This is a genomic window from Xylocopilactobacillus apis, from assembly GCF_033095965.1.
Lineage (GTDB): Bacteria > Bacillota > Bacilli > Lactobacillales > Lactobacillaceae > Xylocopilactobacillus > Xylocopilactobacillus apis.
On sequence record NZ_AP026801.1, the window covers coordinates 744,069 to 770,378 of the forward strand.

A 26,310-nucleotide genomic window follows, 5' to 3' on the forward strand; every position below is an offset into this window, starting at 1 on the left:
AAAAACCCGTTGGCAAACGACCAGCGGTTTTTTTAATGCTTAAATTAAAGATTTTTATCCATATTAAAAGTGAGACGGGAAACAGTAATTCCTTTAGTGTAAAGTTCACCCATAAATTTACGGGTAGTATCTTCAATTTCACTAACAGTCTTTTGATTTTCTTTAGTTAGATAATCTGTGAGGTCTTCACCTTTTAAGTTGCTATTAAGTGCATCATTGGTTATTTCAGCAACTCTAGCTCTTAAGGTTCGGCGAGCTTCTGTTAAGTAATCACGATCCATTTGAATAAAGTTTTTGTAATCAGATTCAACTAAAACTGAAAGTGATTTGTAAAGCCAATATGCATCCTGATCGCAATAGTCTAATTTAGTATCGTTATATGAAGGAGCAGTATCATTCATATTAGTAAAGAATGGAACAAATGGGGTAAATGTAGGATAACCAAGACATAACCACATTACGGCAGCAACTTCTTCAGGAACATCATTTCTAATTTGTAAGACGTGAGCGTTTTGAGTTCTGTTTAAACCAATTGGACGATAGAGATACTTTCTAGGATCGTCACCTTTACTTAATGGATCAAAAGGCGTCTCATTGTAGTGTGATCCCAAAACATATTCGATATCATCGGGTGAAATCTTTTTAGAGGTCCGACAAATAAATGGAAGTTCTGAGCTTTCTGGATCTTGTTCAATTTCAGGATTGAAATATCTTTGACCGTACCAAACACGAGGTGTGTTATAATGGCGGTCTTTTTCGTTAGATGTGCCAAAAATGTGACGGTAATTAAAGCCCTCTTGATCAGTATTTAAGTGATGCTTCTCAACAAATTCTTGAATACCTTCTGACCACATAAAGTTATCAGAGTCATTGAAATCAACTTGTTGAATTGAAACCTGATTAGCGCAAATTGCATATGCGTCGTCAGGAATTCTTTGAGCAACCCAATGATGACCACTGGAAATTTCCATGTACCAGACTTCGTCTTTATCACTAAAAAGAACTGAATTTCCAGCCGGAGATCCGTATTGTTTGATTAAGTTTCCAAGGTATTTAACTGCTCCACGTGCGGAATCAACATACGGCAAAGTCATATTTACAATACAATCTTCGTCTAGTCCATCTTTAACCAATGGATCAAAAGCGAGAACCCGTTCGTTGCCATAAGTGCTTTCAGTAGCGCTCATTGCAACGTTTTTTTCATTGATTCCACTTTCTTCGTAGTAACCTAATTTTTTGTAATCAACATTTGGAACTGCCGGGTAGCGATAGCTATTTTCAGGCAGTTCAGCGGAAAAACCATTCAGCCATGATTTTAATACCCGTCCAGGTTCGTTATGAACTGCCGGATGTTGAATAAATTTATGTGGTGCAACAGCATGAAATGTATCGTCATTACGAGCTATCATTGTTGATCCATCAATCGAGGCTTTTTTTCCCACTAAGATTGAAGTACAACTAGAACCAATTTTCATTTATAATCCTTCTTTCTTTCAATACAATTTATTTTACCGTAACTACTAAAAGTTTTGATTAGAAAATATTAAAAATTTAAATAAATTTATTTTAAAATCAATACAAAATACGGATTTTATTAAATTATTACAGAAAAAATACCCTGGAAATTATTTTTTCTTTCGGGTATTTAGAATCAATTATTTTTATTCAAAATTATTTTTTTCTTTAGTTACGTAGTTTAATAGCTGATCTTTTAATTGTTTGTCCATATCATTAAGCTGTCTGGATGCTTCTTCACGTCGCTTACGGCCTTCAGCTTGAATTTGTAAAGTTTCATTTAAGGTTTCAATTAAATTATTCTGAGTTTGAGTTAATGTCTCGATATCAATTACGCCTCGTTGATTTTCTTTTTCAGCTTCAATAGAAGATCCCTTAATCATTTCACTATTTTTCTTCAAAAGATCATTAGTGGTTTCAGTAACTTTTCGTTGAAGTTCTAACGCATTTCTTTGACTTAATGCATTAATCAAAAGGGCAGTCTGATTTTTCCAGAGAGGAATTGCGGTATTAATTGATGTTTGAATTTTATCAATTAGTTCTTCGTTCGTGCGCTGCATTTGACGAATTTGCGGTGCTTGTTGTAGTGTCATTTCTCTTACTAGTGAAAGATCGTACACTCTTTTATCCAAACGCTCTCTAAATTGTCGCACATCATTGATTTCCTCAATTTCTAAATCGTTCATTTCACCGTTCTTTTGTTTGTTGCCAAGGTCATCAATTTGCTGGTCAAGTTTTTGAATTTTCATTTGTCCAGCCGCAATAAAAATATTTAATGCCTCGTAATAATTTTTGTTCTCTTCGTACATGTCGTCAAGCACGCGATTATCCCGCATCAATATGTTTCGTTGGCGATTAAGTTTTTGGGATATAACATCGATTTGAGTTGTGACTTTTTGATAACGGGCTTTGACTTCGAACATCGATTGTTTAACTTGACCAAACATTCGCTGAATAAAAGAAGGCTTATTATTCTCAAGATCTTTTGGATCGGCTTGTTTAATATCGTATAAAAGATCCGATAAAGTTTGACCTATTGGTCCCGTATCCTGATTTTGAACGTGGTCGAGGACTTTATCAGAAAATGCACTAATTTTTCTTTGAGCATCATTACCAAAATTTAAAACAGATTCGCGTTTTGTTTCATCAATCTGTTCGGCTAACTTTTGAGCACTTTCTCGATCAGTACTGTTTAAATGATCTACAACATCCTCGGCGATCGGTTTGATTGTTTGTTCCGAAGTAGTGGATGGAGGCTTAGGGGTTGAAAAAGCATTGTTAACTAGATCATTAACAATTGATTTTTCTTGGTTTGTTGTTGGTTGATTTAAATCGTTTTTATTATCCATATTAATTATTCCTGAAAATTATCTGCTGCATCATGTAAAGTTTGAAGATCATCTGAAATAAATTTATGATATTCTTCATTAATTTTATGATAAGCCTTTTCGATTGCTTCTTTACTAAGATTTAAAACTTTCTCGGTATCTTGATCTTTATATAAGTAGGAGTCAATTTCACTATACTTTTGATAAATTGTCGTAAGACTAGGCAATTCTTTAAATAGAAAATTGCTGGCAGCATCAATTCGATTAGGTTTAGCTACAATTGCTTTAAAAAAGCCATGCAATAAATGTTCTAAATTAAGTTCTTTATTAATACTTTTTAAAGTTTTGTTTTTTGAACTTATTGATTCGATTTGATTAATCTGTTTTAGAGCCGTCGCCATCATTTCACGAAAATAATCAATATCATGGTCGTTGAGCCCTTCTTTGTGATAGTTTGCAAGAACTTTTTTATTGATGTTTTTGCCTTTATTACGTTGTTCTTTACACTTGCTTTTGGTGTTAATATAATGGAAGGACTTCCAAATAATAGATCCAATGGCTGAGATTAAGAAAATAAATATTATAATTCCTATTATGTGATGAAAATATCCCGCCATCGCGAAGGGTGTATCAATATAATCCATTTTCCAAGGCCAGCTTTCTTACTTGATTATAAAAATTTTAACACAAAGGGAATCGAGCGCGCTCGGTCTAAAGAATGAATCTTTTTAAAAAAAATAAAAGCATTTTTTCAGAAGAAAAAAAATCAAAGATACTTAACAAGAAGTTAAATTTTATTATTATAACTGAGATTATTCTGCTTATTATAGTTTTTTTAGTACTGTTTTTTGTATAGGAGGCAAAAATGAAAGATATTTTAATTATTTGTGCAATGGACGAAGAAATTACAAGGTTTACTGAAATGTTTTATTTTGAAGACAAACAAATTTCTGAGAACTTTCATTATTATGAAGGTGAAAAAGGAAATTTACGTTTAAGATTGGCTAAATCAGGCATTGGTAAAGTTCAAGTTGCAATGACTACAAGTTACTTAATTAGTCAGCGACAACCTGATCTGGTAATTAATACCGGATCTGCTGGAGCAATTGATCCAAATGTCAGACAGCGTGATTGTATCATCGCCGATGGAGCTTTTTATCATGATGTTGACATGACAGCATTTGGATATGAATTAGGACAATTATCAGGTCATGATTTGATCTTTAAAACCGAACCTTCTTTAACTGATCAGCTCATGGAAATTGATCAGAAGTTATACGGAGCTCATGCAAAAAGAGGCTTAATTGCAACTGGAGATTCTTTTGTGAGCAGTAATGAATTAAAAAATAAAATCTTTACTGAATTCCCTAAACCATTGTGTGCAGAAATGGAAGGAGCAGCCATTGGTCAAGTTTGCAGTGAATTTGGAGTTGAGTTCGGCGAAATTCGCAGTATTAGCGATGACAACCCTGATGAATCAGCTAACCAATTTGATGAAACCATTGATGATGCAGGCTTAATGGCTGCCGAAGTTGCAATTGAATACATAAATCAGCTATCAGACAAGAACTAAGGAAAAAAATTGAATAGATATTATTTTGACCATGCGGCGACCACGCCGGTTGCTCCAGAAGTCATTAAAGTAATTACTGATAGTTTAACTAATGACTTCGGTAATGTTTCAAGTACCCATTTTTTTGGTCAACGCGAAAAACTAAAGCTGCGTAATGCTCGTAAAGTAATGGCTGATGAGATCCATGCAGATTTAAATGAAATATATTTTACAAGCGGGGCAACTGAAAGCAATAATACGGTGATCAGACAAGTTGCTTTAAAAAGAGCAAATGAGGGACGCCATCTAATCACAACTTCTGTTGAGCATCCTTCAGTTTTAAATGTGATGAAGTATTTATCAGAGCATGGTTATGAAGTAACTTTTTTGCCAGTAAATGATACGGGAGCAATCAATTTAAATGATCTGAAAAATGCTTTAAGACCAGACACGATCTTAGTATCAATTATGGCAGCAAATAACGAAACGGGCAGCTTGATGCCGATAAAAGAGATCGGAAAGACGTTGAAAGACCACACTGCTTGGTTTCATGTTGATGCCACGCAGGCACTTGGAATCGAAGCAATTGATGTCAAAGAACTTAACATTGATTTTTTGAGTGTTTCTGCCCATAAAATTTATGGTCCAAAAGGGATCGGCTTTTTATATAAAAATCAAAAGTTGGTAATTCCTCCTTTATTGTTAGGCGGAGAGCAAGAGAACAAATTTCGAGCTGGAACGACAAATTTACCATTAATCATGGGATTTGAAGCAGCAATGAAGTTATGCACTCCAAAAAATGAACAAGAATGGGCTATAATATATAGGGAATATAAACAAATTATTATTGATGAATTAAAAAATAGTGGGATTGAATTTGAAATAAATGGTGATTTAGATCATTCATTACCCCAAACTATTAACCTCTGGTTAAAAGATATTCCTTCGCAAGTATTAATACCCAGATTAGATTTAGATGGATTTGCCGTTTCAGCAGGTTCTGCCTGCACTGCGGGAAGTGCTGAAGATTCACATGTGTTACTGGCAATGTATCCAGATAATTTAAAGAGAGTTCGTGAGTCAATCAGAATTAGCTTTGGTCGTGACAACAACAAAAATGATGTCGTGAAATTGGCTGAAGAGCTTGTCAAGCAGGTTACTCATCTAAAACAGAAAGGTCAGTAGAAGAATGTTAAAAGAAGTAAATACAATTAAAGGTGATGACAAATCTTATCGCGTTAATAAAAATATTAAGAGATATTCTTTAACAGATGTCGGATTTGCAAAGACTAAACGAGGAAACTTTGTAATGCAGCGTTCATTGGATCCGATGGATCCTTATACTGCAAAAAAGAAATTGAAAATAGCAATTGATGGTGATTTAAAGCTTTTAGACATGAGCACAACAGATGCTTCTGGTCTAAGAGCAATTGATATTTTTAAAAATACTGGTGATAAAGAAGCGATCGAGCAATATCATTTTTTAATTAATAATTTGTTGGACCGGGAAATATTGGAGATAGATGAGTAAAAGAGTTGTTGTAGGAATGAGCGGTGGAGTCGATTCATCAGTTTCCGCTCTTTTGTTAAAAGAGCAGGGCTATGATGTTGTCGGCGTTTTTATGAAGAATTGGGATGAAACCAAGGATGACGGGGTGTGCACTGCCACTGAAGACTTTGAGGATGTAGCCGCGGTTTCAGAAGAAATTGGCGTACCTTTTTACTCCGTTAATTTTGAAAAGGAATATTGGGACCGAGTTTTTACTTACTTTTTAGATGAGTATAAAGCAGGACGGACACCGAATCCTGATATTATTTGTAATAAGGAAATTAAGTTCAAAGCATTTCTGGATTATGCCATGGAACTTGATGCAGATTACGTTGCAATGGGACATTATGCTCAAAATGTTATCGATAGTGAGGGTAACGCTCATTTAATGAGGGCTAAGGATTCTAATAAGGATCAAACTTACTTTTTATCTCAGTTAACCAGCTCCCAGCTAAAAAAGGTTATCTTTCCTTTGGGTAATTTAGAAAAACCTGAAGTGCGTAAAATTGCCGAAGAGTACGGTTTGGCAACAGCCCATAAGAAAGACTCAACTGGAGTCTGCTTTATTGGCGAACGCAATTTTAAACATTTTCTCCATAACTTCTTACCAAGCCAAAAAGGCTTTATGATGACTCCTGACGGAGAAATTATGGGAGAGCATGACGGAGTTTTATATTATACTATTGGTCAAAGGTCAGGTCTGGGAATTGGCGGGACGAAAGAAAATTCAGAACCTTGGTTTGTAGTAGGTAAGGATGTCTCTAAGAATATCCTTTACGTTGATCAGGGCTATAATAATCCTTTATTAATGTCGACGAGTTTAAAGGCAACCAATTTAAGTCTAGTTAATGACGATTTTGATTTAGATCATTCTAAGAATTTGACTGCTAAGTTTCGTTATCGGCAAAAAGATGTACCTGTAACAGTTAAAACTGAGGGGAAAGAAATCGTAGTTAATTTTGATTCTCCTCAAAGAGCAATTACTCCTGGACAAGCAGTTGTTTTATATCAGGGAGATGAATGTTTAGGCAGTGCTTTTATTGATCAAGTTTTTCAAGATCAAAAACAATTAGAGTACGTATAATAGATGATTGAATTGTACTTAGTGCGTCATGGGAAAACTGAATGGAATGATGAACATCGACTCCAAGGTGCTTGGGGTGATTCTCCGCTTTTAAAAGAGGATTTACATCGAGTTAAAGCTTTGGCTGAGCGGCTTGAAGGAATTGAGTTTGCCGAAATTTATTCTTCGCCTTTAAAAAGAGCTTTTGAAACGGCTCAACTTTTAGCAAAAGCGATGAATTATGAGAAACCAATTAGAATTGCTGAAGCACTAAGAGAATTTGATTTTGGAGTGATGGAAGGCAAAAGGGATGAGGATCTTCCCGAAAAGTATCAGGCAGAAGTTTCATATTTTTTTAAAGAGCCTGAAAAATATAATGGGGAAAAGCTGCATGGAGAAAGTTACCAGCAGGCAGCACTTCGAACCAAAAATTTTATAATCAGCCTTTTAAAAACTTATTCCGATCAATCCAAAATTATATTGGTAAGTCATGGTGGAATTTTAAATATTCTCATTAACGCTCTTTTACAAATACCGCTTAAGGATTATCGAAAGCACGGGGGAATTACAAATGCTTCATTGACGAGAGTTAATGTTAACGATGATCATTCTGCGCAATTAATTGATTTTAATAATACAGATCACCTTAATTATTTGGATTCAACAGATACAATTTAATATGGAAGAAAATAACGATAAGTACGTAGTCGGAAAAGTAAAGAAAATTATTTTCCGAAATTTAAAAGATCAGTTTTTTATAATCTCAGTAGATATTACTGAGATTTCTTTTGATTTTTCGACAGATGATATTACAATTACGGGAACTCTTCCGGGATTAGCCGAAGGCTTAACTTATAAATTTTACGGTGAATTAACAACTCACCCAAAGTATGGTCGTCAATTTAAAGCAAAGACTTTTGAACCAGCTTCTGAACCCGATGATCCCAAAGCAGTTGTTAAATTTTTGGTGTCGAGAGAGTTACCAGGCATTGGGGAAAAAACAGCTCAAAAAATTGTTGATAAATTAGGCGTCAATGCAGTTGATGAGATTATCAATGATCCGAACAGTTTAAATGGATTTAAGATTAATCCTGAGCGAAGAAAAGAAATCAGAAATAAACTAACTGAAGATGTCGAATTGAATCAGGTTCTGTTAGCGTTTAGTCGTTTTCATATTTCCCAGTCAGCAGCAATTGATGCTTACAACATTTACGGTTTAGATGCCATAAACATCTTAAATGATAATCCATATTATTTTTTAGGCCGGGTAGCGAGACTTTCATTTAGTCAGATTGATCAATCTTGTAAGTTAACTCAAATAAGTGTTAGTGAAGAAGAACGAATCAGCGGTGCTTTGAAATGGGTGGCTAGCGAGATGATCCTTCGTTCTGGCAGCACCCTAATTGAAAAAGAAAGAGTCTTACGGAATACTGCGTGGGTTTTGGGCGAAAATAGCGGAGCGATTGTTGATGAAGAATTAATTGAAAAATGTTTGAATGATAACGATGAAGAATATTTCTTCTTTCAGGGTGAAAGTGTCACAACTCTAGATTATGCAACCTATGAAAAAGAAATTAGTTCCAATTTAATTAAATTAAATCATCAGATTGAATCTGATGAAGATCAACTCTCACAAGAGATTCAAAATTTTGAAAAAAAGGCTGATTTAAAATTAGATCCTTTTCAAAAATCAGCTGTAAAAGCAGCGTTTCAAGATAATGTTAGTATCATTACGGGGGACCAGGAACAGGAAAGACGACCATCGTTCAGGCCATTATTGAGATTTTTGCCAATATTCATAAATTAGATCTAAAAGAGCAAGAACATGAAGAGGATTCGGGAATTCTTCTATCCGCACCTACTGGTAAAGCTGCGAAAGCTTTAAGTGATAAGACTAATTTTCCGGCTGCTACAATTCATCGATTATTAAAAGTTCGAGATATCGAAGACCGAAATTCAGAAACTGATCTTATTAGCCCAGATTTACTAATTATTGATGAAATGTCACTAGTGGACACGGGTTTATTTGCGCAACTGATTAGATCGTTAAAAACTGAACCAACGATTGTAATGTTAGGAGATGTCGATCAGCTTCCTTCTGTCGGTCCGGGGCAAGTATTCAAGGATTTAATTAATAGCGATGTTTTAGCAGTTACTACTTTGCAGCATAACTTTCGCCAAGATTCAGGTGGAAATATTATTAATTTTGCCAGTCTTGTAAATTCTGGAGAAATTTATGACAGCATGGAAGATGATTATGAAGATTTAAAAATGATTTCAGCTAGTGGAGATGAAATTGTTCCTGCAATCGAAAAAATTGTCAAAGAAGAAATTAAAGAAGGAACCCCAATTACTGAACTACAGATTTTGGCTCCCATGTATAAGGGGAAGGGGGTATTTTTGAAATTAATGATTCAATTAGGCAGCTGGTAAATCCCCAAAAAAGCAAAATTAATGGTTTTGCGGTGGGTGATAAGGTGATTCAACTTGAAAATGATCCTGAAAAAGACATATATAATGGTGAAATTGGAATTGTAAAGAGTGTCGCTAGAGTTCGTGGGCGCGTGGAAACGAGAGTTCTTTTTGATAACGATCATGAAATTGTTTATGAACCGGATGATTTAAACCAATTGACGCTTGCTTATGCAATTTCAATTCATAAAGCTCAAGGCAGTGAGTTCAAAACCGTAATTGTGACAATGAACGGCCGATTTGATACGATGCTGCGTCGTAATTTACTTTATACGGCAGTTACAAGAGCACGAGAACATCTTTATTTAGTAGGAGATCTAGCTACTTTTATTAGAGCAGCCGGATTACCGTCAATTATTCGAACGACTGGTTTAGTTCAAAGATTAGACCAAAAATTTGAAGAAGATCAGGATATTCCTTCTATAAGTAAAGAAATGCAAAAAGTTATTCCGGTTAAAAGTGAACTAATTGAAAAAAAAGAACCGCAGATAAATAATCAGCCAAAGACATATACTCTAACGCCTGAAAATTATCAAAATATTGATCCAATGATTGGAATGTCAGATATTTCCCCAACTGATTTCTAAAACAAAACAAAAAAGGTAAAATTTTTAAATTTTACCTTTTTTGTTAAACACTAATAATCATTGGAATGACAATTGGCTTTCTTTCTGTTTTATCATATAAATAATCTTGTAAAGCATCGATAATTGCTTCGTTGAGCATGGATTCATTTACATGCTGCTGTTCACGGAAGCACTGCTTAATAGCATGATAAACTTGTTTTTGAGCTTGATTGATTAAGTCACCAGATTCTCTCATGTAGATAAACCCACGTGATAGAATATCTGGGCCTGATAGAATTTGACCAGTTTTCATCTTAACAGTTGCACATGCTGCGACTAATCCGTCTTCACTTAACAATTGTCTTTCATGAATAACAGCATTTCCAATATCCCCAATTCCGTTACCGTCTACGAAAGCATCACTAGCTGGGAAGTGATCAACAACTTCTGCTTTTTCATGGTTAACTTCTAGAACATCACCATTTTCCATAATAAAACAATTTTCTTTTGGTACATCACATAACTGAGCTAATTCAGTATGAATTTTCAACATTCGGTATTCACCGTGAATCGGCATGAAAAATTTAGGCTTCATTAATCGAAGCATTAGCTTTTGTTCTTCTTGACCACCGTGTCCGGAAGTGTGAACATTGTTTACTTTCCCGTGAATGACGTTAGCTCCTGCCTCTTCCAATCCATTAATAACATGATTAACACTAGCAGTGTTACCTGGAATTGGTGAAGAAGAGAAGATGACGGTATCTCCAGGGACTATTGAAATTTGTTTATGAGTTCCATTAGCAATTCTAGAAAGAGCAGCCATCGGCTCTCCTTGAGATCCCGTACAAAGAATCATCAATTTATCGCCAGAAACTTTATTAACGTCTTTTGGCTCAATTAAAGTATCTTTAGGGTAATCTAGATAGCCTAATTCTATTCCGTTTTTGATTGCGGCTTCCATACTACGACCGAAAACTGCAATTTTTCTTCCTTGCTCAATCGCTACGTCAGATGCTTGTTTAATTCTTGAAATATTAGAAGCAAAACTAGCGAAAATGATTCTTCCTTCAATTGCACCCATAATGTTTCTAATGGATGTTCCAACAAAACGTTCAGACTTGGTAAAAGTTGGAATTTCTGCATTTGTAGAATCAGACATTAAAAGTAGAACACCATCAGATCCAAGTTTGGCCATTCTTTGTAAATTTGGGGCAGGTTGACCATCAACGGGAGTTAAGTCAAACTTGAAGTCACCAGTTTGAACAATGATTCCTTCAGGAGTATGGACAGCAACCCCTAAAGTATCAGGGATCGAGTGAGTTGTCCTAAAGAAAGTAACTGACATTTCTCCAAAATCTAAAACAGAATCTTCATTAATTTCATTTAACTGGCAATCTTTAGTTAATCCATTTTCTTCTAGTTTACTTTGAATTAAAGCTAAAGCTAAAGGACCTGCATAAATATCAATACCAGGAAGCTGTCTCAATAGAAAAGGGATACCGCCAATATGGTCTTCATGTCCGTGAGTGATTACAAGTCCTAAAATCTTATCGCGATTTTTAATAAGGTGTTGGTAATCGGAAATTACATAATCAATCCCTAGTAAATCGTCTTCTGGAAATTTAATACCACAATCGATAACTACAATTTTATCGTTGTACTCAATACAGTACATGTTCTTTCCAATTTCGCCTAGACCGCCAATTGCCGCAACTCGAACATTTTTTGTTTTTTTTGATTTCGTAGGCATCATAAGTCCTTTATGATTGAGAAATCAGGGTTGTGTTCCTTCTCATAGTTTAAATATTCATCATTTAACTCTGTAACATATTCAATACCGTAGTTAAATTTATCTGTTATTTTTTTCTTTAAATCCGGAATGCTTTCAGCTTCCGCATATAGACACTTTGTACTTTCCCGACGGGGAGCACTTTCAGAGTCTTCTTGATAATAAACTTTATAAATCATATTCCTCCAATTTATTCAATAATTATTGTATTTTCAGGTAATTTAAAAGGAGATTCTTTATCAATGTGATCATAAAAAAGAGTCCCATTCAAATGGTCAATTTCATGCTGAACGACAATTGCTGGATAATTTTCCAATTTAATTTCATGGCGTTCACCATTAACATCATAATATTCAAGGGTAATCCGGTCAGTTCTAATAACAAGACCTGCTACATTGCGATCGACAGAAAGACAGCCCTCACCTTCGTTGAGTGCTGCGCGTTTCACTGATTCTCTTAATATCCTTGGGTTATAAAGTACATCTTTAAAAACAATTGATCCATCATTGTCGGGCACTAAAACTGCCGCAACTCTTTTTGAAACATCAATTTGAGGAGCTGCTAAACCAACGCCGGCTCTAAGATGATACTTTTCAGCCAATTTTTCGTCTTGACTGACTTCGAGATATTTCATCATTTTTTTTCCAAGATCACGATCTTCTTGGGAAAGAGGAAATGAGACTTTTTTTGCTGTCGCTCTTAATGTTGGATTTCCTTCACGAATAATATCCTTCATTAAAATCATGACAATCTTCCTTTGGTTAAAATTTACTTAATAATAACATAGATAATTCACTTTGGCATCGATAACGTTAACTATTATTTTATTTTTTATAATTTTATAACCTATTTTGCCGTACTATTTCCAGCTGAATATTTTTGATGGCTGCGATAAGTAAAAAGTTTAAGGCTATTGTCTTCATACGTTGCGAGATAAATATCACTAGCTTGAAAGCCTCTCTTTTTTATTTCTTGTTTTAGCCAATCTTCATCTTTATTTATGGATTCTAGTGACTCTATTAAAATTTGACCGTCCGTAATTAAAGGTGCGTTAATCATTGATTCACCTTCTTGAATTATTGTAAGCTGACCATTTTGTTCAAGAACCGCTTTTTTTACTTTTTTTAAGTCTTCAATTCCATCAGTTCTTAATTGGAACATAAGAGTACTAGCGGTCATTCCCCGGTTGGTAAGAGCATCAACATTTATTTTTCCATTTGAAATAACGGTAAGCGGTGATCCTTCGACAAGCTTTTTGACTACTCGTGTATGATTAGTTAGAAATCTTATTAACAAAACAACAATAGTCCAAATTACTAATACTAAGAAAAATTGAAGGGGAGTAATAGCTTCGTTGTAAATAATACCACCAACAATTCCCCCTAAAACATAATTTTGCATTTGGTCAATTACGTTTGTTGGTGCTAGATTTCCTTTTCCTGATAGATTGATTTGAGCAATTATACAAATAAAACCTAATACAAATTTAATTGCAACTTCACTATAATTAATCATTGTAGACTCCTTACTTTATAAAATTGATGTCTTTATTTACAAGTGCGGCTTTGACTAGCTGATAACTGGAAAAATCACTATTAAAAAGAACTTGATAATAGTCTTTTTTGATTTTTACCACCATTTGGTTCGTAAGGGTCGTTTGATTACAAGATATCTCGCTAGTTTTAACCTTTTTATCTTTACTTAGATTTCGTAAAAAAGAAGTCATTTGAGATGCTTGATTGGTACTGCTTTGTGACTGCTGATAGTTAGTGAATTGAATTCCCAACAACAAAATGCCGCAAAGGACAAAAATTATAATTAAATCACGGTATTTATTATCATCGCGATGATGCGCAAATTGAAAAGCTAAAGCAACCAAGATAACCCCAAAAATAGCTGCTACAATAAATTTCATATTTTGCGAACTGTTAATTTGTTTTACTAAATAGTCATAAGTATAGAAGTTCATATTATCCTCCCTTAATCTTTCGTTTATAATTATACTTGGAATTTTTAAGTTGGGTTATAAAAAATGAAAAATATTGACAGTTCTTCTTTTTTTAGATAGAATTTTATATTGTTCATGGGTAGTAGCCAAGCGGTAAGGCAGTGGACTCTGAATCCATAATGCGTAGGTTCGAATCCTATCTACCCAATGTCAGGAAATTAAAAATGCCATCGTTGAATTCAGCGATGGTTTTTTTGTTTTCAAAAATCAATGGGGGTATCAAATTGAAAAAAAGTAGTAGTTGGTACAAAGTATTTATTATTTTGGGTGCGTATCTTTTGTTTCGCTTTTTCATAAAAGTTGCTGAAAATTTTGGCTTATTTTCAAAATTACATATTCATAGTTTTGTTTGGCTGCAGACGATACTAGAAATTTTGATTATTGTTTATATGATTTTGATAAACCATTATTTTATAAGACAAATGATTAGTTATGATATAAAAATTAAAAACTCTTTTTTAGTTCTTTTACCAGTAGTTTTATTGTTATTGATGTTTATGGCTTCGATTTCGGAAAGCGGAAGTGATCAGACATATGCTTACGTTTTGCCGCTTCCGTTGGCAGCAGGTTTTTTTGAAGAGTACTTGTGTCGAGGCTTGCTCCTTCCTCAAATATTAAAATCAATAAATGGGATCAAAAAAGTTGAAAGTAAAAATGTTTATTTAGCAGTATTCTTCTCTTCTTTAATATTTGCTTGCCTTCACTTTTTTAACTTAGCATCACAAGATCTTGTAACTACTTGTCTGCAAGTATGGTTTGCATTGTGCGCAGGAGTATTCTTTTCAAGTCTTTATGTCAGTTCTGAATCAATTATTCCTTCATTTCTATTTCACTTTTTATATGATTATTTATCTATGTATACGAATGGACCCGCGCAGCAAAAAGTTTCTGTAAATTACCAGACCATTTTATCAATTTCCATTTCAACTATTTTTTTCCTTGGATACAGTTGGCTTTTGATTAACAAAAATAAATTAAAAAAGAGAAGCGATTGGCTTAGCAATTTAATTAATAATTAAATTTCAAACATGAATGCATTGTAAGCGCATTTTTGGTAAAGTAGTAATATTAATTATTTTTTAGAATTGGGAGATTGTAATGAAAAAATATAGTGTTGGTCTAGATATAGGAATTGGTTCAGTAGGATGGGCAGTAATCGATGATGACTATCAGGTTTTAAAAGCCAGAGGTAAAAATTTGATGGGAGCAAATCTGTTCAATTCTGCTGAAACAGCAGCTGACCGTCGTGTGTATAGAACTACAAGACGTCGACTTTCTAGAAGAAGATGGCGAATCAATCTCCTGAATGAAATTTTTGCGCCAGAACTTGCATTAGTAGATGAGAATTTTCTTAAGCGTTTAAAATATACTTGGGTACATCCTTTAGATGAAAAAAATCGTAGTTATTTTTATGGAGGTGCGGTTTTTGGAGATTCACAAGGTGATAAAGATTTTTATAAAGAATATCCGACAATTTACCATTTGCGTAAAAAGTTAGCTGAAGATGATAATAAGCACGACCTTAGAGAGGTTTATTTAGCGATTCATCATTTAATTAAATATCGTGGTCATTTTTTAATTGAAGGAAAAATAAATCCTGAAAATACTTTTGATATTAACGAGTTAGTTGATTATTTAAAAGAATTTAACGAAATTTTTTATAGTGATAGTCCGATATTTGAAATTAAAGATTCAAGTTTAATTAACCAAGGGTTATTAGATTTTGATAAATCCAAAACAGAGAGAGTAGAAAATGCTATTAAGGGCTTTGAGGTTGAAAAAGGTGACTTGCCAATCTTAAAAGCTATTTTGATGGCAATTGTTGGTAATACGGTTGATTTAATAAAGATTTTTGATAAATCACAAGAAGTTGAAAAAGAAGAACAGAAGAACTATAAATTCAAGTTTTCAGATGAAAACTTAGATGAAACTCTTGGAAATTTAGCATCAATTTTGTCTGAAGATGAGTTTCAATTTGTTAACAATTTACATAACGCATATGACGGTTTGACACTTCGTTCGATTTTACAAGAACATAAATCAATTTCCGAAGCAATGGTTCAACGTTATGAAGATCATAAAAGAAATCTGAAACTTTTAAAAACTAAGTTTCGTAATCCTAAAACAAAGGAAGCATTTGATGAAGCGTATCGTAAAGTTTTGTCACATGATGAGAAACTTCAAGAACCTGGCAGAAAATACTTTCGAGATGTAATTGTTGATAAAATTGCGGAAGAATTTAGTAATGAGCCAGAATTTGATTCTATCAGCGGTGTTATAACTAATAATAAAAGTCGTGAACAAGATGTTCAGCAATCTATTGTTGAGTTAACGGCGATTGTTAAAAAAAGGGTCGATAAACTTGATCCTTTGGCAATAGAAGATTATCAACTTGTACAAATGCTGAATGATATAAATTTAGGGAATTTCTTGTTGACACAGCGTAATAAAAGCAACGGAGTTATTCCGCATCAGCTGCATGAGAATGAATTAAGAAAAATTATTGAAAAACAGAGTAAATATTACCCGTTTTTAAACTCTACTTATCAAAAAGAAGAGAAAACCGAAAATAAAATTGTTGGTCTTTTAACTTTTAGAGTTCCTTATTATGTTGGTCCACTTGTAGAAAAAGAAAAAGTTCAAGGTGATAGTACGAATCATTGGATGAAGCGAAAACGTGAAGGTGTTATAACACCTTGGAATCTGGATGATATGGTTGATACAGATGAATCTGCCAAACAGTTTATTAAAAGGATGACAATTAAGGATACTTATTTAATTCATGAGGATACAATCCCGCAAAATTCAATGATTTATCAAAAATACACGGTTCTTCAGGAGTTAAATAATGTTCGCTATGTACTAAAGGGTGAAACAAGGCGTTGTCGGCTACCTGTTAAATTAAAACAGAAAATTTTTAATAATGTCTTTAAAGAACATTCCAACGTAACCAAAAGAATGGTCGAAGATTATATTTTAAGTAACGAAGGTTTAAATGCAGAAATTGTTGGATTAGCTAGCAAGACTAAGTTTAATAATTCACTGAAGACTTATAACTATTTTGTTAGTGTGTTTGGAAGAGATTTTGTCGAAGATCCAAAACATGAAGAATTACTTGAAGACATCGTTGAAATTCAAACCATTTTTGAAGATAAGAAACTTATAAAGAGGCAATTATCCAAACACGAAGAATTATCTGAAGAGCAAATTAAGAAGCTTAGCAATAAACATTACACAGGCTGGGGAAGACTCTCAAAGAAATTTTTAACTGCAAAAAAGATTTATGTTAAATTGCCGGAAAATGCCACATCTAGCAATTACAGCATTTTAGACCTTTTATATTTAACAGGCCTTAATTTAATGGAAATTATCAATGATCCTGTATACAAAGTAAATGATTGGATTTCTAAAGAGAATCAAAGTGTTGAAGAAAAAAACAATATTTATCAAGCAATTAGTGATTTAGCAGGGGCTCCAAATATTAAAAGAGGCATCAGACAATCTTTTAGGATTCTAGATGATATTAAAAAAGCGATGGGCGGAGTGGCTCCTAGTAATGTTTTTTTGGAATTTGCAAGAGAAACTCAAGCTTCTAAAACAACGAATTCTCGAATCAATCGGTTAAAACAGCTTTATAGTAATAAAGAAATTAAAGCCGAATTTGCAGAAATTTCAAAACAATTATCTGAAGAAAATAAAGAAACAATCAAAGATGATCGTCTTTATTTATATTATCTTCAACTTGGAAAAGATATGTATACTGGTAAACCAATTCCAATTGAAGATATCTCTTCTAACTATGATATCGATCATATTGTTCCTCAAGCCTATACCAAAAATAACTCACTTGATAATCGAGTTTTAGTTAATAGAGCTGATAATGCAAGAAAAAGCGATTCTCCAACTTACGTACCAGAATTAATTGAAAGAATGCGTCCATTTTGGTTACACCTTTTGAACCTTGGATTGATTAGTAAGGATAAGTTTAATTCGTTGACTCGAAAAGGGGATTTTGATGAAACTCAAAAGAAAAGATTTATTGCTAGATCTTTGGTTGAGACAAGACAAATTATTAAAAACGTTGCTGCTTTAATTGAAGATTATTTTGGAGAAGATACAAAAGCGGTGGCAATTAGAGCTAGCTTAACTGGTGATATGAGAAGATATACTCATAAATTAAAGAATCGTGATATTAACGATTATCATCATGCTCATGATGCTTTAATGATTGCAACGGTCGGGAAGTATATTCAACGGCGAGGTTTTGATGCTAACGGCGATTTTACTTATGATGCTTTTAATCGGTATACCAAAAAATGGCTCAAAGAAAAACGTGAAGAAGGTAAGGATAATGATCGCATTGATCCTTATGGTTTTGTAGTTGGAAGTATGAGAAGTCAGTCTTTAATTCAGCAAACTAATCGAGAAACCGGTGAAATTGTCTGGACCGAAGAAAATTATCAATATTTATTAAAACAGCTCGAAGAAAGAAATATATTATTTACTCGTCGAACTGAAGATTCAAAAGGACAGTTATATAAGGAGACTCGTTTTCCAAGTAAGCTTCATGATCCAAAAACTAAAGGGAAGCAGCCATTTAATGATAAACAATCTGTTGAGTTGTACGGTGGATTTGATTCCATTCAACTAGCTTATTCGATTCTCGTTTACTATAAAAAAGAATTTCGTTTAATGGGCGTTAGAAGGATTTGGGTTGATGCAATGAAGAAAGACCCAGAATTTTTAGAACGAAAAGTTGAAGAGATTGCACCTGGAGCTAAAATTATTTTAAGCCATATTCCAAGTGAACAAGAGATTATTAAAGATGGGGCCCGGATGACCATTGGTTCAGCCACCGAACTCCATAATGCTCAACAATTGTATCTTGCACATGATTTATATAATAATTTAACGATAGTTTTAAAGGCAGATAACGAAGAACAAGCAGATGCAAGATTAGAGAGAGTTACTACAAAAACTGCTTCTGATATTTTAAACCAGGCTTTTGATGCAATCACTCAAGCAATGAAAGAGTATTTTCCGATGCATAAAAATTATTTAAAACAGATGTTGGAGTATCGTGATAAGTTTATTGAAAGTAAATTTGAAGATCAAAGAGACTTATTACAAGGAATCTTAAGTGGACTTCATGCTGATGCAACTTATAAAAAAATAGACTTTAGTTCTAGCTTTGGCAGGTTCCAGAGAAAGATTAATCTTTCATATGGATTAACATTAGGACATAATTTTAGCATTAACGATGTTTTTCTTTTCAATTCGCCTTCAGGAATTTTTCAAAGAAAAGTACAAATTAAAAATTTGCCATCAATTCGAGATTTAGAATAAAAATGAGCATAAAAAAAGTCCCTCTCGGGACAGTACATAAACTCTCAGATAAACTGATTGTTTTACTTCAATTCACTATGTCAGTTCAACGAGGTAGACCATGTAGATTTACCTACAAAGATAATATACATTATTAGATAGGATTTGTAAATGGGATGGCGAACAGTTGTTATAACTAAGCACTCAAAAGCTTCTTATAAGATGGAACATTTGATTATTCAAACTGAAGATGATGTTGTAAAGATACCGATGTCGGATATTCAAATTTTATTAATTGCAACAACTGAATCGGTTATAACATCTCATCTTGTAATGGAATTGGCAAAAAGAGATATAAAAATCATCTTTACGGATAATAAGAAAATGCCTGTTGGAGAGTTTAATCCGTATTATAGTAATTTAAATCGAAATAGAAATATTTTAAAACAAATTTCCTGGGATTCAGATAAAAAATCGTTGTTGTGGCAGGCGATTATAAAAATAAAAATTACTAACCAAGCAAAGCTCTTAGCAAAGTATGACCGCGAAAAATATGATGGGAATCTGGCAAATATAGATTTAGAAGAATTAATTAACCAGATTGAAATTGGAGATGTTACCAATCGAGAAGCTGTCGCGGCCAGAATGTATTTTCAAAGATTGTTTGATACAAAGTTTAATCGAAGAAATGATGAAAATGAAATTAATGGTTATTTAAATTTTGGATATTCGATACTATTATCGTTAATAACTCAAGAAATTTGTTGTGCTGGATATTTAACTGAGTTAGGGGTTCATCATAATAGTATGGAAAATTTTTATAATCTTGCTTCAGATTTTATAGAACCTTTTCGAATTTTTGTTGATGAAATTGCCTTTAATAAAACACCGGGATCAGAATTAGATATGTCTGATAAATTAGAATTAGTAGATCTTTTAAATCAAACAATTACAACGAACAATGGAGATGCGTTGTTATCAGGTGTTATCAAGACGTTTGTTAGAAGCTGTCTTAAATATTTATCAGAAGACGTTGAGAATATCCCTGAATTAGAGATAAAAGTATGAGCTTAAGGTATCGTGTTATGAGATTATTAATTTTCTTTGATGTACCAACTTTGACTGCAGATGATCGAAGAAATTATCGTAAGTTGCATCAATCTTTAGTTAAGGAGGGCTTTTTAATGATTCAGGAATCAGTTTATTCTAGAGTTTTAATAAATAAACAATCTGCTGCTTTTTTAGAAGAAAGAATCCAAAGAGTTGCTCCAGTAAATGGAATTGTTCAATCAATGATTGTTACTGAAAAGCAATATTCTGAAATTAAATTTCTTGCAGGTAAAAAGATTGATGATGTTAGAAATTCTGATGAACGGATGATCGTAATATGACTAAATCTCTGACAATTTTTCCTTTTGATCCGATTAGTTTAAAAAATGGCTATAATTCAATAAATATTCAAAATATACCTTTGTTTTGGAAGATAATAAATAGTTTAAAAGAAGAAGATAAGGATGTTTTAGTATTTAGCGAAAATAACAAAATTTTAGATTTTTCTAAGTATATAGTTTATTTAGGAGATATTGGAAGTTGTCCAAGTCCAAAACAAGTTTTTTATAAACAAATCTTAAAAAAATTAAATAGTTTTATTTCTGATGAAAGTAAACATAATATTTATCTTTTAGATCGTGAGATCAGAAATATTCTTTCAAAAGAAGTTTTTAATTTAGGATTGCCCTTAGAAGTAAGTCAGGAATGGTCTTTTGATGATATAATTAAAATGTTGGATTTAAGTTATAGTTTTCATCAGAATACAAATCCAATAGATTTACTTAACGAGTTTGTGGATTTATCTTTTTATCTTGGTGATATTAGAATTTTAATTTTTACCAACCTTAGCTATTATTTTTCTAAGGAAGAATTTGAAAAAGTTGTCTATGAGCTTGAGAGTAAAGAAGTTTTAGTTTTGTCGTTAAATTTGTCAATTGAGGGCATAAGTAAAAATGAAGCGGATAAACATGGTTGTTTTATTGATAGTGATTTCACTATGTTCACTAACTGGTAATTCGAACGCATGTTCCGCTTCAGAACTATGTCAGTTCAATGAGGGTTAGACCTCTATTTTTAATAAATAGTTTTGATTTTTTGCTTCAGAACTATGTCAGTTCAATGAGGGTTAGACCGCCCGTTTAATCTTTATAATTGAATTAAGAGCTTCAGAACTATGTCAGTTCAATGAGGGTTAGACCTAGGTTTCGAGCCTTGCCGAGCACATTTAAGCTTCAGAACTATGTCAGTTCAATGAGGGTTAGACCACGATTTCGACGATTTGAAGTGTTTAATCTGCTTCAGAACTATGTCAGTTCAATGAGGGTTAGACCTTGAAGTTTACTCTCACCTACTGAAGAAGAGCTTCAGAACTATGTCAGTTCAATGAGGGTTAGACCTGGCGATCATACCACAAATGATGTTATCAAGCTTCAGAACTATGTCAGTTCAATGAGGGTTAGACCAAAATCAGGATCGCTATCACGTGCTACAAGAGCTTCAGAACTATGTCAGTTCAATGAGGGTTAGACCATTGATCCGGACTATTATCAAGATAAAAACGCTTCAGAACTATGTCAGTTCAATGAGGGTTAGACCGCAGACGTACCAGATCGATTTAATCGATGTGCTTCAGAACTATGTCAGTTCAATGAGGGTTAGACCTGGTGGTTCGTCAGAGCGCTTTTGCACTAAGCTTCAGAACTATGTCAGTTCAATGAGGGTTAGACCTGTCATACTTTAAACGATAGCCAACATCACGCTTCAGAACTATGTCAGTTCAATGAGGGTTAGACCAGATTACTTTGCAAATTATGCTCAACAAACGCTTCAGAACTATGTCAGTTCAATGAGGGTTAGACCTACTAAGCTGAAACATTTTCTGCTCTAAAAGCTTCAGAACTATGTCAGTTCAATGAGGGTTAGACCTATTTTACACAGACACAGTACAAAATTATGGCTTCAGAACTATGTCAGTTCAATGAGGGTTAGACCGGCGGATATCTTGGATCAAGCTCCACAGATGCTTCAGAACTATGTCAGTTCAATGAGGGTTAGACCCTTGTAGCGCCTGTCCGTGTGAAGCCATTAGCTTCAGAACTATGTCAGTTCAATGAGGGTTAGACCTCTCGATCTCTAAGTTCTACCGAGCCTAAGGCTTCAGAACTATGTCAGTTCAATGAGGGTTAGACCGCCATTGCGTACCCGTTTTTAACTTCTGGTGCTTCAGAACTATGTCAGTTTAATAAGAGTCTAGTTCCATTCAAACATGTAAAGTAATTAAAAAAATTGATCCTCTAATTTATGACAATACTTATATGTTTTCTATTTAAATTGTTTGTAGATGTTCAAATTCCAAAACCAAAAAATCTCTCCAGTTATACACAAAAACTGAAGAGATTTTTAATTTAAAGAAATTATCTTTATAATGAAATTAGGAATTATTTATTCTTTGCCCGCTTTTTTCAGCGAGAAGAAAATGAACCCTAGAGCGCCACAAGAAATTATACTTAAAATTATCATTGAATTCACTACTTAACCCGCTTTCTTATTGTTTAGATCAGTGTAACAAAAATAAAGGTAAAATTAACTAAAAATATGAAACAAAATAAAAATTTAATCTATATTTTAAGAATAATTGTGACGGCGGTTATCATTTGTATTTTGTTTTGGGTTGCGCTTACTGGGAGTGAGCAGCTGTTACAAGGATTAATTGGAATTTTAATCATCTCGTTCATTGTGAATTTGTTAAATCAATTGCATTTTAATTAGCAAAAGATGAGGGTATAATCTTTTTTCCAGATAAATGTTCAAAGAAAAAGCAAAATTTTCTGATACATTTATTAATTGATTAACGTTATAAAAGGAGATATACCAATGTCTAGTAACGACAAGAATTCAATAGCTTCAGGTTTTCGCCGTTTTCTTTTACGAGATAATGTGATTGGAATGGCAATCGGCTTAGTAGTAGGATCAGCTTTTTCAAATATTATTCGTTCTTTTGTCAGTAATTTAATTAACCCATTTGTAAGCATTATCTTAAATCGTGTTAACTTTGCCCAAAAAGTACTACAGGTTGGTGAAGGTCCAAATGCAATTTATGTTCGTTGGGGTCAATTCATAAGTGACTTACTTAATTTTTTAATTTTGGCTTTCATCGTTTATATGATTATTTGGTGGTTAAATAAAACCATTGCTAAAAATCCAGAAGATCGTTTTGGGTATAATGCTGAGTTGGATGAGCTAAAAGAAATTCGAAAAATTATGGCATATCAAACCTTACAGCAAGATAAAGAACGGAAACAACAGAAAGAATACAATTACAGGAATGGATCTGCTAATGAGCCAAGAAATAATGAACATTATCGAAGATAATTTTTTTGTTTTAAAAAAAGTACAAAGTATTGTTTAATAATAATATGGAAATTTCACGAAGAACAAGATCGCACGTAGATTATAGTCATTATCGTCAGTCAAATTTTGAAGTGCTGCGTATATTAAGTATGTACGCAATCATTATTCACCATTTAATTGCCCACAGCGGCTTCACGTGGAGTCAATTTAAAGTTACGCCAATTAAAATCTGGCTGATGTCAATACTCCCTTTGGGAAAAGTTGGTGTTGGAACTTTTATCCTGATTACGGGATATTTTACTTTTCGGCATCCTCCCAAGTTAAAAACGTTGTTGCGCATTGTAACTACTACCAGCTTTTATTCAATCCTGATTTATATTTTGGCTAATTTAACCATTCCAGGCACAAGGGTTACACCGCAAACTTTTTTTCAGAGCGTATTTCCAATTATTTCTAATTTTTATTGGTTTGCGACTGCTTACTTTTTCATGTATATTTTGATGCCTTATCTTAATACTCTTGCAGAAAAAATGGCTTTAAAACAATACATTATTTTGTTGGCAGTATTAATTTTTGTAATTTGCGGACCGGCTTATTTAATGTATTATGGGATCCCCGTTTATGGTTACACAGATGTTGCAGTTATGGTTCTTTTATGGTTTACGGGAGCATTTCTTCGCAAGTATGAGCAATACATTAATATCAGAAGCTGGCTTCTGCTTATTTTCTTACTAGTTCTAATTGCAGGTAATTTTTTATTTCACTTTTGGGGTTTTAATATTGGAATTGAACACCCTAAGGTTTATACATATACAATGAATATCGGAATGTATAACTATAGTTTCTATAGTTATGTTGTGGCAATTGTGGTTTTTCTTTTATTTAGAAACATGCGGTTGAAGCCTAATTTTCTTGTCAATTACGCAGCCAGCGGCGTTTTTGCTGTTTATTTAATTCACGATAATCCATATATTTCTGGCTTAATTTTTAGAAATTTTATTCATTTTACCAAGGTAAAAGAATTACCGATGGTAATGCAACAGACTTTTACAATTCCAGCGGTGATACTTTTTGTTTGTCTTTTGATAGAGTATTCAAGAACAATTATGTTTGGTAAATTTCAGAATTATTATATTAATTTTCTTGCAAAAATAATTGGTAAACTTGATCTAATTTTTACTAAGATTTTAGCGCGTGTTTTTAAAAGAAGAAAAACTGATTGAAAATAAAAAGGAGTTTATATGAAAAGGCAAGAACAAATCCGTAAAGATCTTATTGAAGTTTTTAATCGTCGTTATGCAACGAAAAAGTTTGATCAGACTAAAAAAATATCTAATGAAGACTGGCAAATTATTATGGAAGCAGCCAGATTATCTCCTAGTTCTTTTGGCTATGAGCCATGGAAGTTTTTATTGATCGAAAATCAGCAAATAAAAGAAGACTTGAAGGATTTGGCTTGGGGAGCAGTAAATAGTCTGAATGGTGCGAGTCACTTTATTATTTGTTTAGCTCGTAATGATGTCACTGCTGATAGTAAATACGCCAAATATATGGTTGAAGAGGTTTTTCATAATCAATATGAAGAGCATTCTCCGCGGACTGATGCTTTTCGAAATTTTCAAGCAAATGATTTTCAGCTTAATGATTCAAAATCTTTATTTGAATGGGCATGTAAGCAGACATATATTGCATTGGGTAATATGTTAACCACTGCTGCATGGCTTGGGATTGATAGTTGTCCAATCGAAGGATTTAATCGTGAAAAGGTTAGTAGTTATTTAATTGATCATAATTTAATGGATCCAGAGCATTATGGACTTTCTCATATGGCAGGATTTGGTTATCGAGATCAGCAAATCACTCCAAAGACACGTCAACCGTTAGATAAAATTTATGAAGTTATAAAATAAAAGCAGAGTCCACTTTTAATGAGTTTAAAAAAGAATCTTAAATTAATAGAAATGCCTTCAAGAATTAGTTTCGCAATTCTTGATTTTTGTTATTCTGACCAAAATTTTGAAGATGATCGAACCCTTTTTTATTTTAACGAAGAAAAGTTATTTCATAAAATTTCCCAAACTGGCAATCCAAACTTATACATGTTGGTTTTTCTTTGCAGAATAATGGACCAAACTGAACAAATATACAAAAAGCAGTGGATATCAGACAAAATATTTGTTGATTCAATGAAAGATTTAACAATTTGGGCCGAAAGTTATTTTGAGAGAACTCAAACATATGGAGTTGATCAGTGGCATTGGTTAGCTTTGACGATGAAAGGTAAAGTTTTTCGTTTAGGAAGGTTACAGTTTGAGCCCAAATTACTTACTGAGGCGATTACTAAGGGTAATGATCATTTTTCAATTGGGACTAAATATTTAAAAATTCATATTCCTGCTGGCAATCATTTATCTAATGGATTAGTTTCTGATTCGCTAAAGCAAGCATCAGAACATTGGCTGGATTATCAAATAGGGATTTGTGAATCTTGGTTATTAGCTCCCGCATTAATCAAAATTTTATCTTCAAATAGTAATATTTTGCAATTTCAAAGACGTTTTATTTTGCTTAATACTGATTTACACAACAAGCAGGCGGAAGAGAGAATTTTTAATTTTGTTCAGGATATAAAACATTATCCAGCTCAAACATCTTTACAAAAAAAGGCGCAATCTTTTCTTCTTTCTGGAAAAAAGATTGGCACCGCTAAAGGATATTTATTCTTAAAGTCATAAAAAGGAG

General features: G+C 33.2%; 25 protein-coding genes, 1 tRNA gene and 1 CRISPR repeat array. Of the genes, 18 read left to right on the top strand and 8 right to left on the bottom strand.

Annotation, left to right across the window (positions count from 1 at the left end):
• Window positions 1–44: 44 nt before the first annotated feature.
• The 3 genes from R8749_RS03430 to R8749_RS03440 all read right to left on the bottom strand — a co-directional run bounded on the left by R8749_RS03430 (window position 45) and on the right by R8749_RS03440 (window position 3,487).
• The gene (locus R8749_RS03430; RefSeq protein WP_317698016.1) at window positions 45–1,475 is read right to left on the bottom strand and encodes a C69 family dipeptidase; all 1,431 of its coding nucleotides are present in this window, start codon (window positions 1,473–1,475) and stop codon (window positions 45–47) included.
• 186 nt (window positions 1,476–1,661) lie between these two features.
• Window positions 1,662–2,864 carry a toxic anion resistance protein gene (locus R8749_RS03435; protein WP_317698017.1) on the bottom strand — a complete coding sequence of 401 codons (1,203 nt, stop codon included), beginning with the start codon at window positions 2,862–2,864 and terminating at the stop codon, window positions 1,662–1,664.
• A gap of 5 nt (window positions 2,865–2,869) precedes the next feature.
• The gene (locus R8749_RS03440) at window positions 2,870–3,487 is read right to left on the bottom strand and encodes a 5-bromo-4-chloroindolyl phosphate hydrolysis family protein (protein ID WP_317698018.1); all 618 of its coding nucleotides are present in this window, start codon (window positions 3,485–3,487) and stop codon (window positions 2,870–2,872) included.
• 221 nt (window positions 3,488–3,708) lie between these two features.
• Here R8749_RS03440 and R8749_RS03445 point away from each other — a divergent pair, with 221 nt between their 5' ends.
• From R8749_RS03445 to R8749_RS03480, 8 genes are read left to right on the top strand one after another with little or no spacing between them, the layout of a single operon-like run.
• Window positions 3,709–4,416 (top strand): 5'-methylthioadenosine/adenosylhomocysteine nucleosidase, encoded by a 708-nt coding sequence (locus R8749_RS03445; RefSeq protein ID WP_317698019.1) that lies wholly within the window; start codon window positions 3,709–3,711, stop codon window positions 4,414–4,416.
• Window positions 4,417–4,425: 9 nt separating this feature from the next.
• On the top strand, window positions 4,426–5,580 hold the full coding sequence (locus R8749_RS03450) for a cysteine desulfurase family protein (protein WP_317698021.1): 1,155 nt from the start codon (window positions 4,426–4,428) through the stop codon (window positions 5,578–5,580).
• Window positions 5,581–5,584: 4 nt separating this feature from the next.
• Entirely contained in the window at window positions 5,585–5,926 is a 342-nt protein-coding gene (locus tag R8749_RS03455) for a cysteine desulfurase (RefSeq protein ID WP_317698022.1), read from the top strand.
• The gene (mnmA, locus tag R8749_RS03460; RefSeq protein WP_317698023.1) at window positions 5,919–7,028 is read left to right on the top strand and encodes a tRNA 2-thiouridine(34) synthase MnmA; all 1,110 of its coding nucleotides are present in this window, start codon (window positions 5,919–5,921) and stop codon (window positions 7,026–7,028) included. Before R8749_RS03455 ends, mnmA begins: the two co-directional genes overlap by 8 nt.
• Before the next feature lie 3 nt (window positions 7,029–7,031).
• The gene (locus R8749_RS03465) at window positions 7,032–7,685 is read left to right on the top strand and encodes a histidine phosphatase family protein (protein ID WP_317698024.1); all 654 of its coding nucleotides are present in this window, start codon (window positions 7,032–7,034) and stop codon (window positions 7,683–7,685) included.
• A gap of 1 nt (window position 7,686) precedes the next feature.
• Complete coding sequence (locus tag R8749_RS03470) at window positions 7,687–8,814, top strand: ATP-dependent DNA helicase (RefSeq protein WP_317698025.1); 1,128 nt, start codon at window positions 7,687–7,689, stop codon at window positions 8,812–8,814.
• Entirely contained in the window at window positions 8,790–9,440 is a 651-nt protein-coding gene (locus R8749_RS03475) for an ATP-dependent DNA helicase (protein ID WP_317698499.1), read from the top strand. Before R8749_RS03470 ends, R8749_RS03475 begins: the two co-directional genes overlap by 25 nt.
• A 32-nt stretch (window positions 9,441–9,472) precedes the next feature.
• Entirely contained in the window at window positions 9,473–10,066 is a 594-nt protein-coding gene (locus tag R8749_RS03480; protein ID WP_317698026.1) for an ATP-dependent DNA helicase, read from the top strand.
• A 43-nt stretch (window positions 10,067–10,109) separates the two neighbouring features.
• Here R8749_RS03480 and rnjA read toward each other — a convergent pair whose 3' ends face one another.
• The 5 genes from rnjA to R8749_RS03505 form a co-directional block, all read right to left on the bottom strand.
• On the bottom strand, window positions 10,110–11,795 hold the full coding sequence (rnjA, locus tag R8749_RS03485) for a ribonuclease J1 (protein WP_317698500.1): 1,686 nt from the start codon (window positions 11,793–11,795) through the stop codon (window positions 10,110–10,112).
• A complete protein-coding gene (locus tag R8749_RS03490; RefSeq protein ID WP_317698027.1) occupies window positions 11,795–12,013 on the bottom strand; it encodes an RNA polymerase epsilon subunit in 219 nt (72 codons plus the stop codon). The genes rnjA and R8749_RS03490 overlap by 1 nt, the downstream gene beginning before the upstream one ends.
• A gap of 11 nt (window positions 12,014–12,024) precedes the next feature.
• The gene (gene def, locus R8749_RS03495) at window positions 12,025–12,579 is read right to left on the bottom strand and encodes a peptide deformylase (protein WP_317698028.1); all 555 of its coding nucleotides are present in this window, start codon (window positions 12,577–12,579) and stop codon (window positions 12,025–12,027) included.
• Window positions 12,580–12,680: 101 nt separating this feature from the next.
• Window positions 12,681–13,349, bottom strand: coding sequence for a DUF421 domain-containing protein (locus R8749_RS03500; RefSeq protein ID WP_317698029.1), 669 nt, complete (start codon window positions 13,347–13,349; stop codon window positions 12,681–12,683).
• A gap of 10 nt (window positions 13,350–13,359) precedes the next feature.
• Window positions 13,360–13,803, bottom strand: coding sequence for a DUF3290 domain-containing protein (locus tag R8749_RS03505; protein ID WP_317698030.1), 444 nt, complete (start codon window positions 13,801–13,803; stop codon window positions 13,360–13,362).
• 115 nt (window positions 13,804–13,918) lie between these two features.
• On the opposite strand from R8749_RS03505, the gene R8749_RS03510 reads away from it, so the two are divergent.
• The 10 genes from R8749_RS03510 (at window position 13,919) to R8749_RS03555 (ending at window position 26,303) form a co-directional block, all read left to right on the top strand.
• Window positions 13,919–13,990, top strand: a tRNA-Gln gene (locus R8749_RS03510).
• Between the two features lie 76 nt (window positions 13,991–14,066).
• Window positions 14,067–14,861: a CPBP family intramembrane glutamic endopeptidase gene (locus R8749_RS03515; RefSeq protein WP_317698031.1), complete on the top strand. Its 795-nt coding sequence runs from the start codon at window positions 14,067–14,069 to the stop codon at window positions 14,859–14,861.
• 79 nt (window positions 14,862–14,940) lie between these two features.
• Complete coding sequence (cas9, locus tag R8749_RS03520; protein WP_317698032.1) at window positions 14,941–19,188, top strand: type II CRISPR RNA-guided endonuclease Cas9; 4,248 nt, start codon at window positions 14,941–14,943, stop codon at window positions 19,186–19,188.
• A 150-nt stretch (window positions 19,189–19,338) separates the two neighbouring features.
• Window positions 19,339–20,235 carry a type II CRISPR-associated endonuclease Cas1 gene (cas1, locus tag R8749_RS03525; RefSeq protein ID WP_317698033.1) on the top strand — a complete coding sequence of 299 codons (897 nt, stop codon included), beginning with the start codon at window positions 19,339–19,341 and terminating at the stop codon, window positions 20,233–20,235.
• Window positions 20,232–20,558 (top strand): CRISPR-associated endonuclease Cas2, encoded by a 327-nt coding sequence (gene cas2, locus R8749_RS03530; protein ID WP_425613209.1) that lies wholly within the window; start codon window positions 20,232–20,234, stop codon window positions 20,556–20,558. Before cas1 ends, cas2 begins: the two co-directional genes overlap by 4 nt.
• Window positions 20,555–21,232, top strand: coding sequence for a type II-A CRISPR-associated protein Csn2 (gene csn2, locus R8749_RS03535; RefSeq protein WP_317698034.1), 678 nt, complete (start codon window positions 20,555–20,557; stop codon window positions 21,230–21,232). The genes cas2 and csn2 overlap by 4 nt, the downstream gene beginning before the upstream one ends.
• 16 nt (window positions 21,233–21,248) lie before the next feature.
• Window positions 21,249–22,407: a CRISPR direct-repeat array (repeat unit 36 nt; unit sequence GCTTCAGAACTATGTCAGTTCAATGAGGGTTAGACC).
• A 684-nt stretch (window positions 22,408–23,091) separates the two neighbouring features.
• Window positions 23,092–23,589, top strand: a complete 498-nt coding sequence (mscL, locus tag R8749_RS03540) for a large conductance mechanosensitive channel protein MscL (RefSeq protein WP_317698036.1) — start codon at window positions 23,092–23,094, stop codon at window positions 23,587–23,589.
• 44 nt (window positions 23,590–23,633) lie between these two features.
• The gene (locus tag R8749_RS03545; RefSeq protein ID WP_317698502.1) at window positions 23,634–24,791 is read left to right on the top strand and encodes an acyltransferase; all 1,158 of its coding nucleotides are present in this window, start codon (window positions 23,634–23,636) and stop codon (window positions 24,789–24,791) included.
• Window positions 24,792–24,809: 18 nt separating this feature from the next.
• Window positions 24,810–25,478: an NAD(P)H-dependent oxidoreductase gene (locus R8749_RS03550; RefSeq protein WP_317698038.1), complete on the top strand. Its 669-nt coding sequence runs from the start codon at window positions 24,810–24,812 to the stop codon at window positions 25,476–25,478.
• An 18-nt stretch (window positions 25,479–25,496) separates the two neighbouring features.
• A complete protein-coding gene (locus tag R8749_RS03555; RefSeq protein ID WP_317698039.1) occupies window positions 25,497–26,303 on the top strand; it encodes an acyltransferase domain-containing protein in 807 nt (268 codons plus the stop codon).
• Window positions 26,304–26,310 lie beyond the last annotated feature (7 nt).

What these genes read in the sequence shown, in the direction of transcription:
- R8749_RS03430 (WP_317698016.1), bottom strand. Translation starts at nt 1,475, where the DNA reads ATGAAAATTGGTTCTAGTTGTACTTCAATCTTAGTGGGAAAAAAAGCC.
- R8749_RS03435 (WP_317698017.1), bottom strand. Translation starts at nt 2,864, where the DNA reads ATGGATAATAAAAACGATTTAAATCAACCAACAACAAACCAAGAAAAA.
- R8749_RS03440 (WP_317698018.1), bottom strand. Translation starts at nt 3,487, where the DNA reads ATGGATTATATTGATACACCCTTCGCGATGGCGGGATATTTTCATCAC.
- R8749_RS03445 (WP_317698019.1), top strand. Translation starts at nt 3,709, where the DNA reads ATGAAAGATATTTTAATTATTTGTGCAATGGACGAAGAAATTACAAGG.
- R8749_RS03455 (WP_317698022.1), top strand. Translation starts at nt 5,585, where the DNA reads ATGTTAAAAGAAGTAAATACAATTAAAGGTGATGACAAATCTTATCGC.
- mnmA (WP_317698023.1), top strand. Translation starts at nt 5,919, where the DNA reads ATGAGTAAAAGAGTTGTTGTAGGAATGAGCGGTGGAGTCGATTCATCA.
- R8749_RS03465 (WP_317698024.1), top strand. Translation starts at nt 7,032, where the DNA reads ATGATTGAATTGTACTTAGTGCGTCATGGGAAAACTGAATGGAATGAT.
- R8749_RS03470 (WP_317698025.1), top strand. Translation starts at nt 7,687, where the DNA reads ATGGAAGAAAATAACGATAAGTACGTAGTCGGAAAAGTAAAGAAAATT.
- rnjA (WP_317698500.1), bottom strand. Translation starts at nt 11,795, where the DNA reads ATGCCTACGAAATCAAAAAAAACAAAAAATGTTCGAGTTGCGGCAATT.
- R8749_RS03490 (WP_317698027.1), bottom strand. Translation starts at nt 12,013, where the DNA reads ATGATTTATAAAGTTTATTATCAAGAAGACTCTGAAAGTGCTCCCCGT.
- def (WP_317698028.1), bottom strand. Translation starts at nt 12,579, where the DNA reads ATGATTTTAATGAAGGATATTATTCGTGAAGGAAATCCAACATTAAGA.
- R8749_RS03500 (WP_317698029.1), bottom strand. Translation starts at nt 13,349, where the DNA reads ATGATTAATTATAGTGAAGTTGCAATTAAATTTGTATTAGGTTTTATT.
- R8749_RS03505 (WP_317698030.1), bottom strand. Translation starts at nt 13,803, where the DNA reads ATGAACTTCTATACTTATGACTATTTAGTAAAACAAATTAACAGTTCG.
- cas9 (WP_317698032.1), top strand. Translation starts at nt 14,941, where the DNA reads ATGAAAAAATATAGTGTTGGTCTAGATATAGGAATTGGTTCAGTAGGA.
- cas1 (WP_317698033.1), top strand. Translation starts at nt 19,339, where the DNA reads ATGGGATGGCGAACAGTTGTTATAACTAAGCACTCAAAAGCTTCTTAT.
- cas2 (WP_425613209.1), top strand. Translation starts at nt 20,232, where the DNA reads ATGAGCTTAAGGTATCGTGTTATGAGATTATTAATTTTCTTTGATGTA.
- csn2 (WP_317698034.1), top strand. Translation starts at nt 20,555, where the DNA reads ATGACTAAATCTCTGACAATTTTTCCTTTTGATCCGATTAGTTTAAAA.
- mscL (WP_317698036.1), top strand. Translation starts at nt 23,092, where the DNA reads ATGTCTAGTAACGACAAGAATTCAATAGCTTCAGGTTTTCGCCGTTTT.
- R8749_RS03545 (WP_317698502.1), top strand. Translation starts at nt 23,634, where the DNA reads ATGGAAATTTCACGAAGAACAAGATCGCACGTAGATTATAGTCATTAT.
- R8749_RS03550 (WP_317698038.1), top strand. Translation starts at nt 24,810, where the DNA reads ATGAAAAGGCAAGAACAAATCCGTAAAGATCTTATTGAAGTTTTTAAT.
- R8749_RS03555 (WP_317698039.1), top strand. Translation starts at nt 25,497, where the DNA reads ATGAGTTTAAAAAAGAATCTTAAATTAATAGAAATGCCTTCAAGAATT.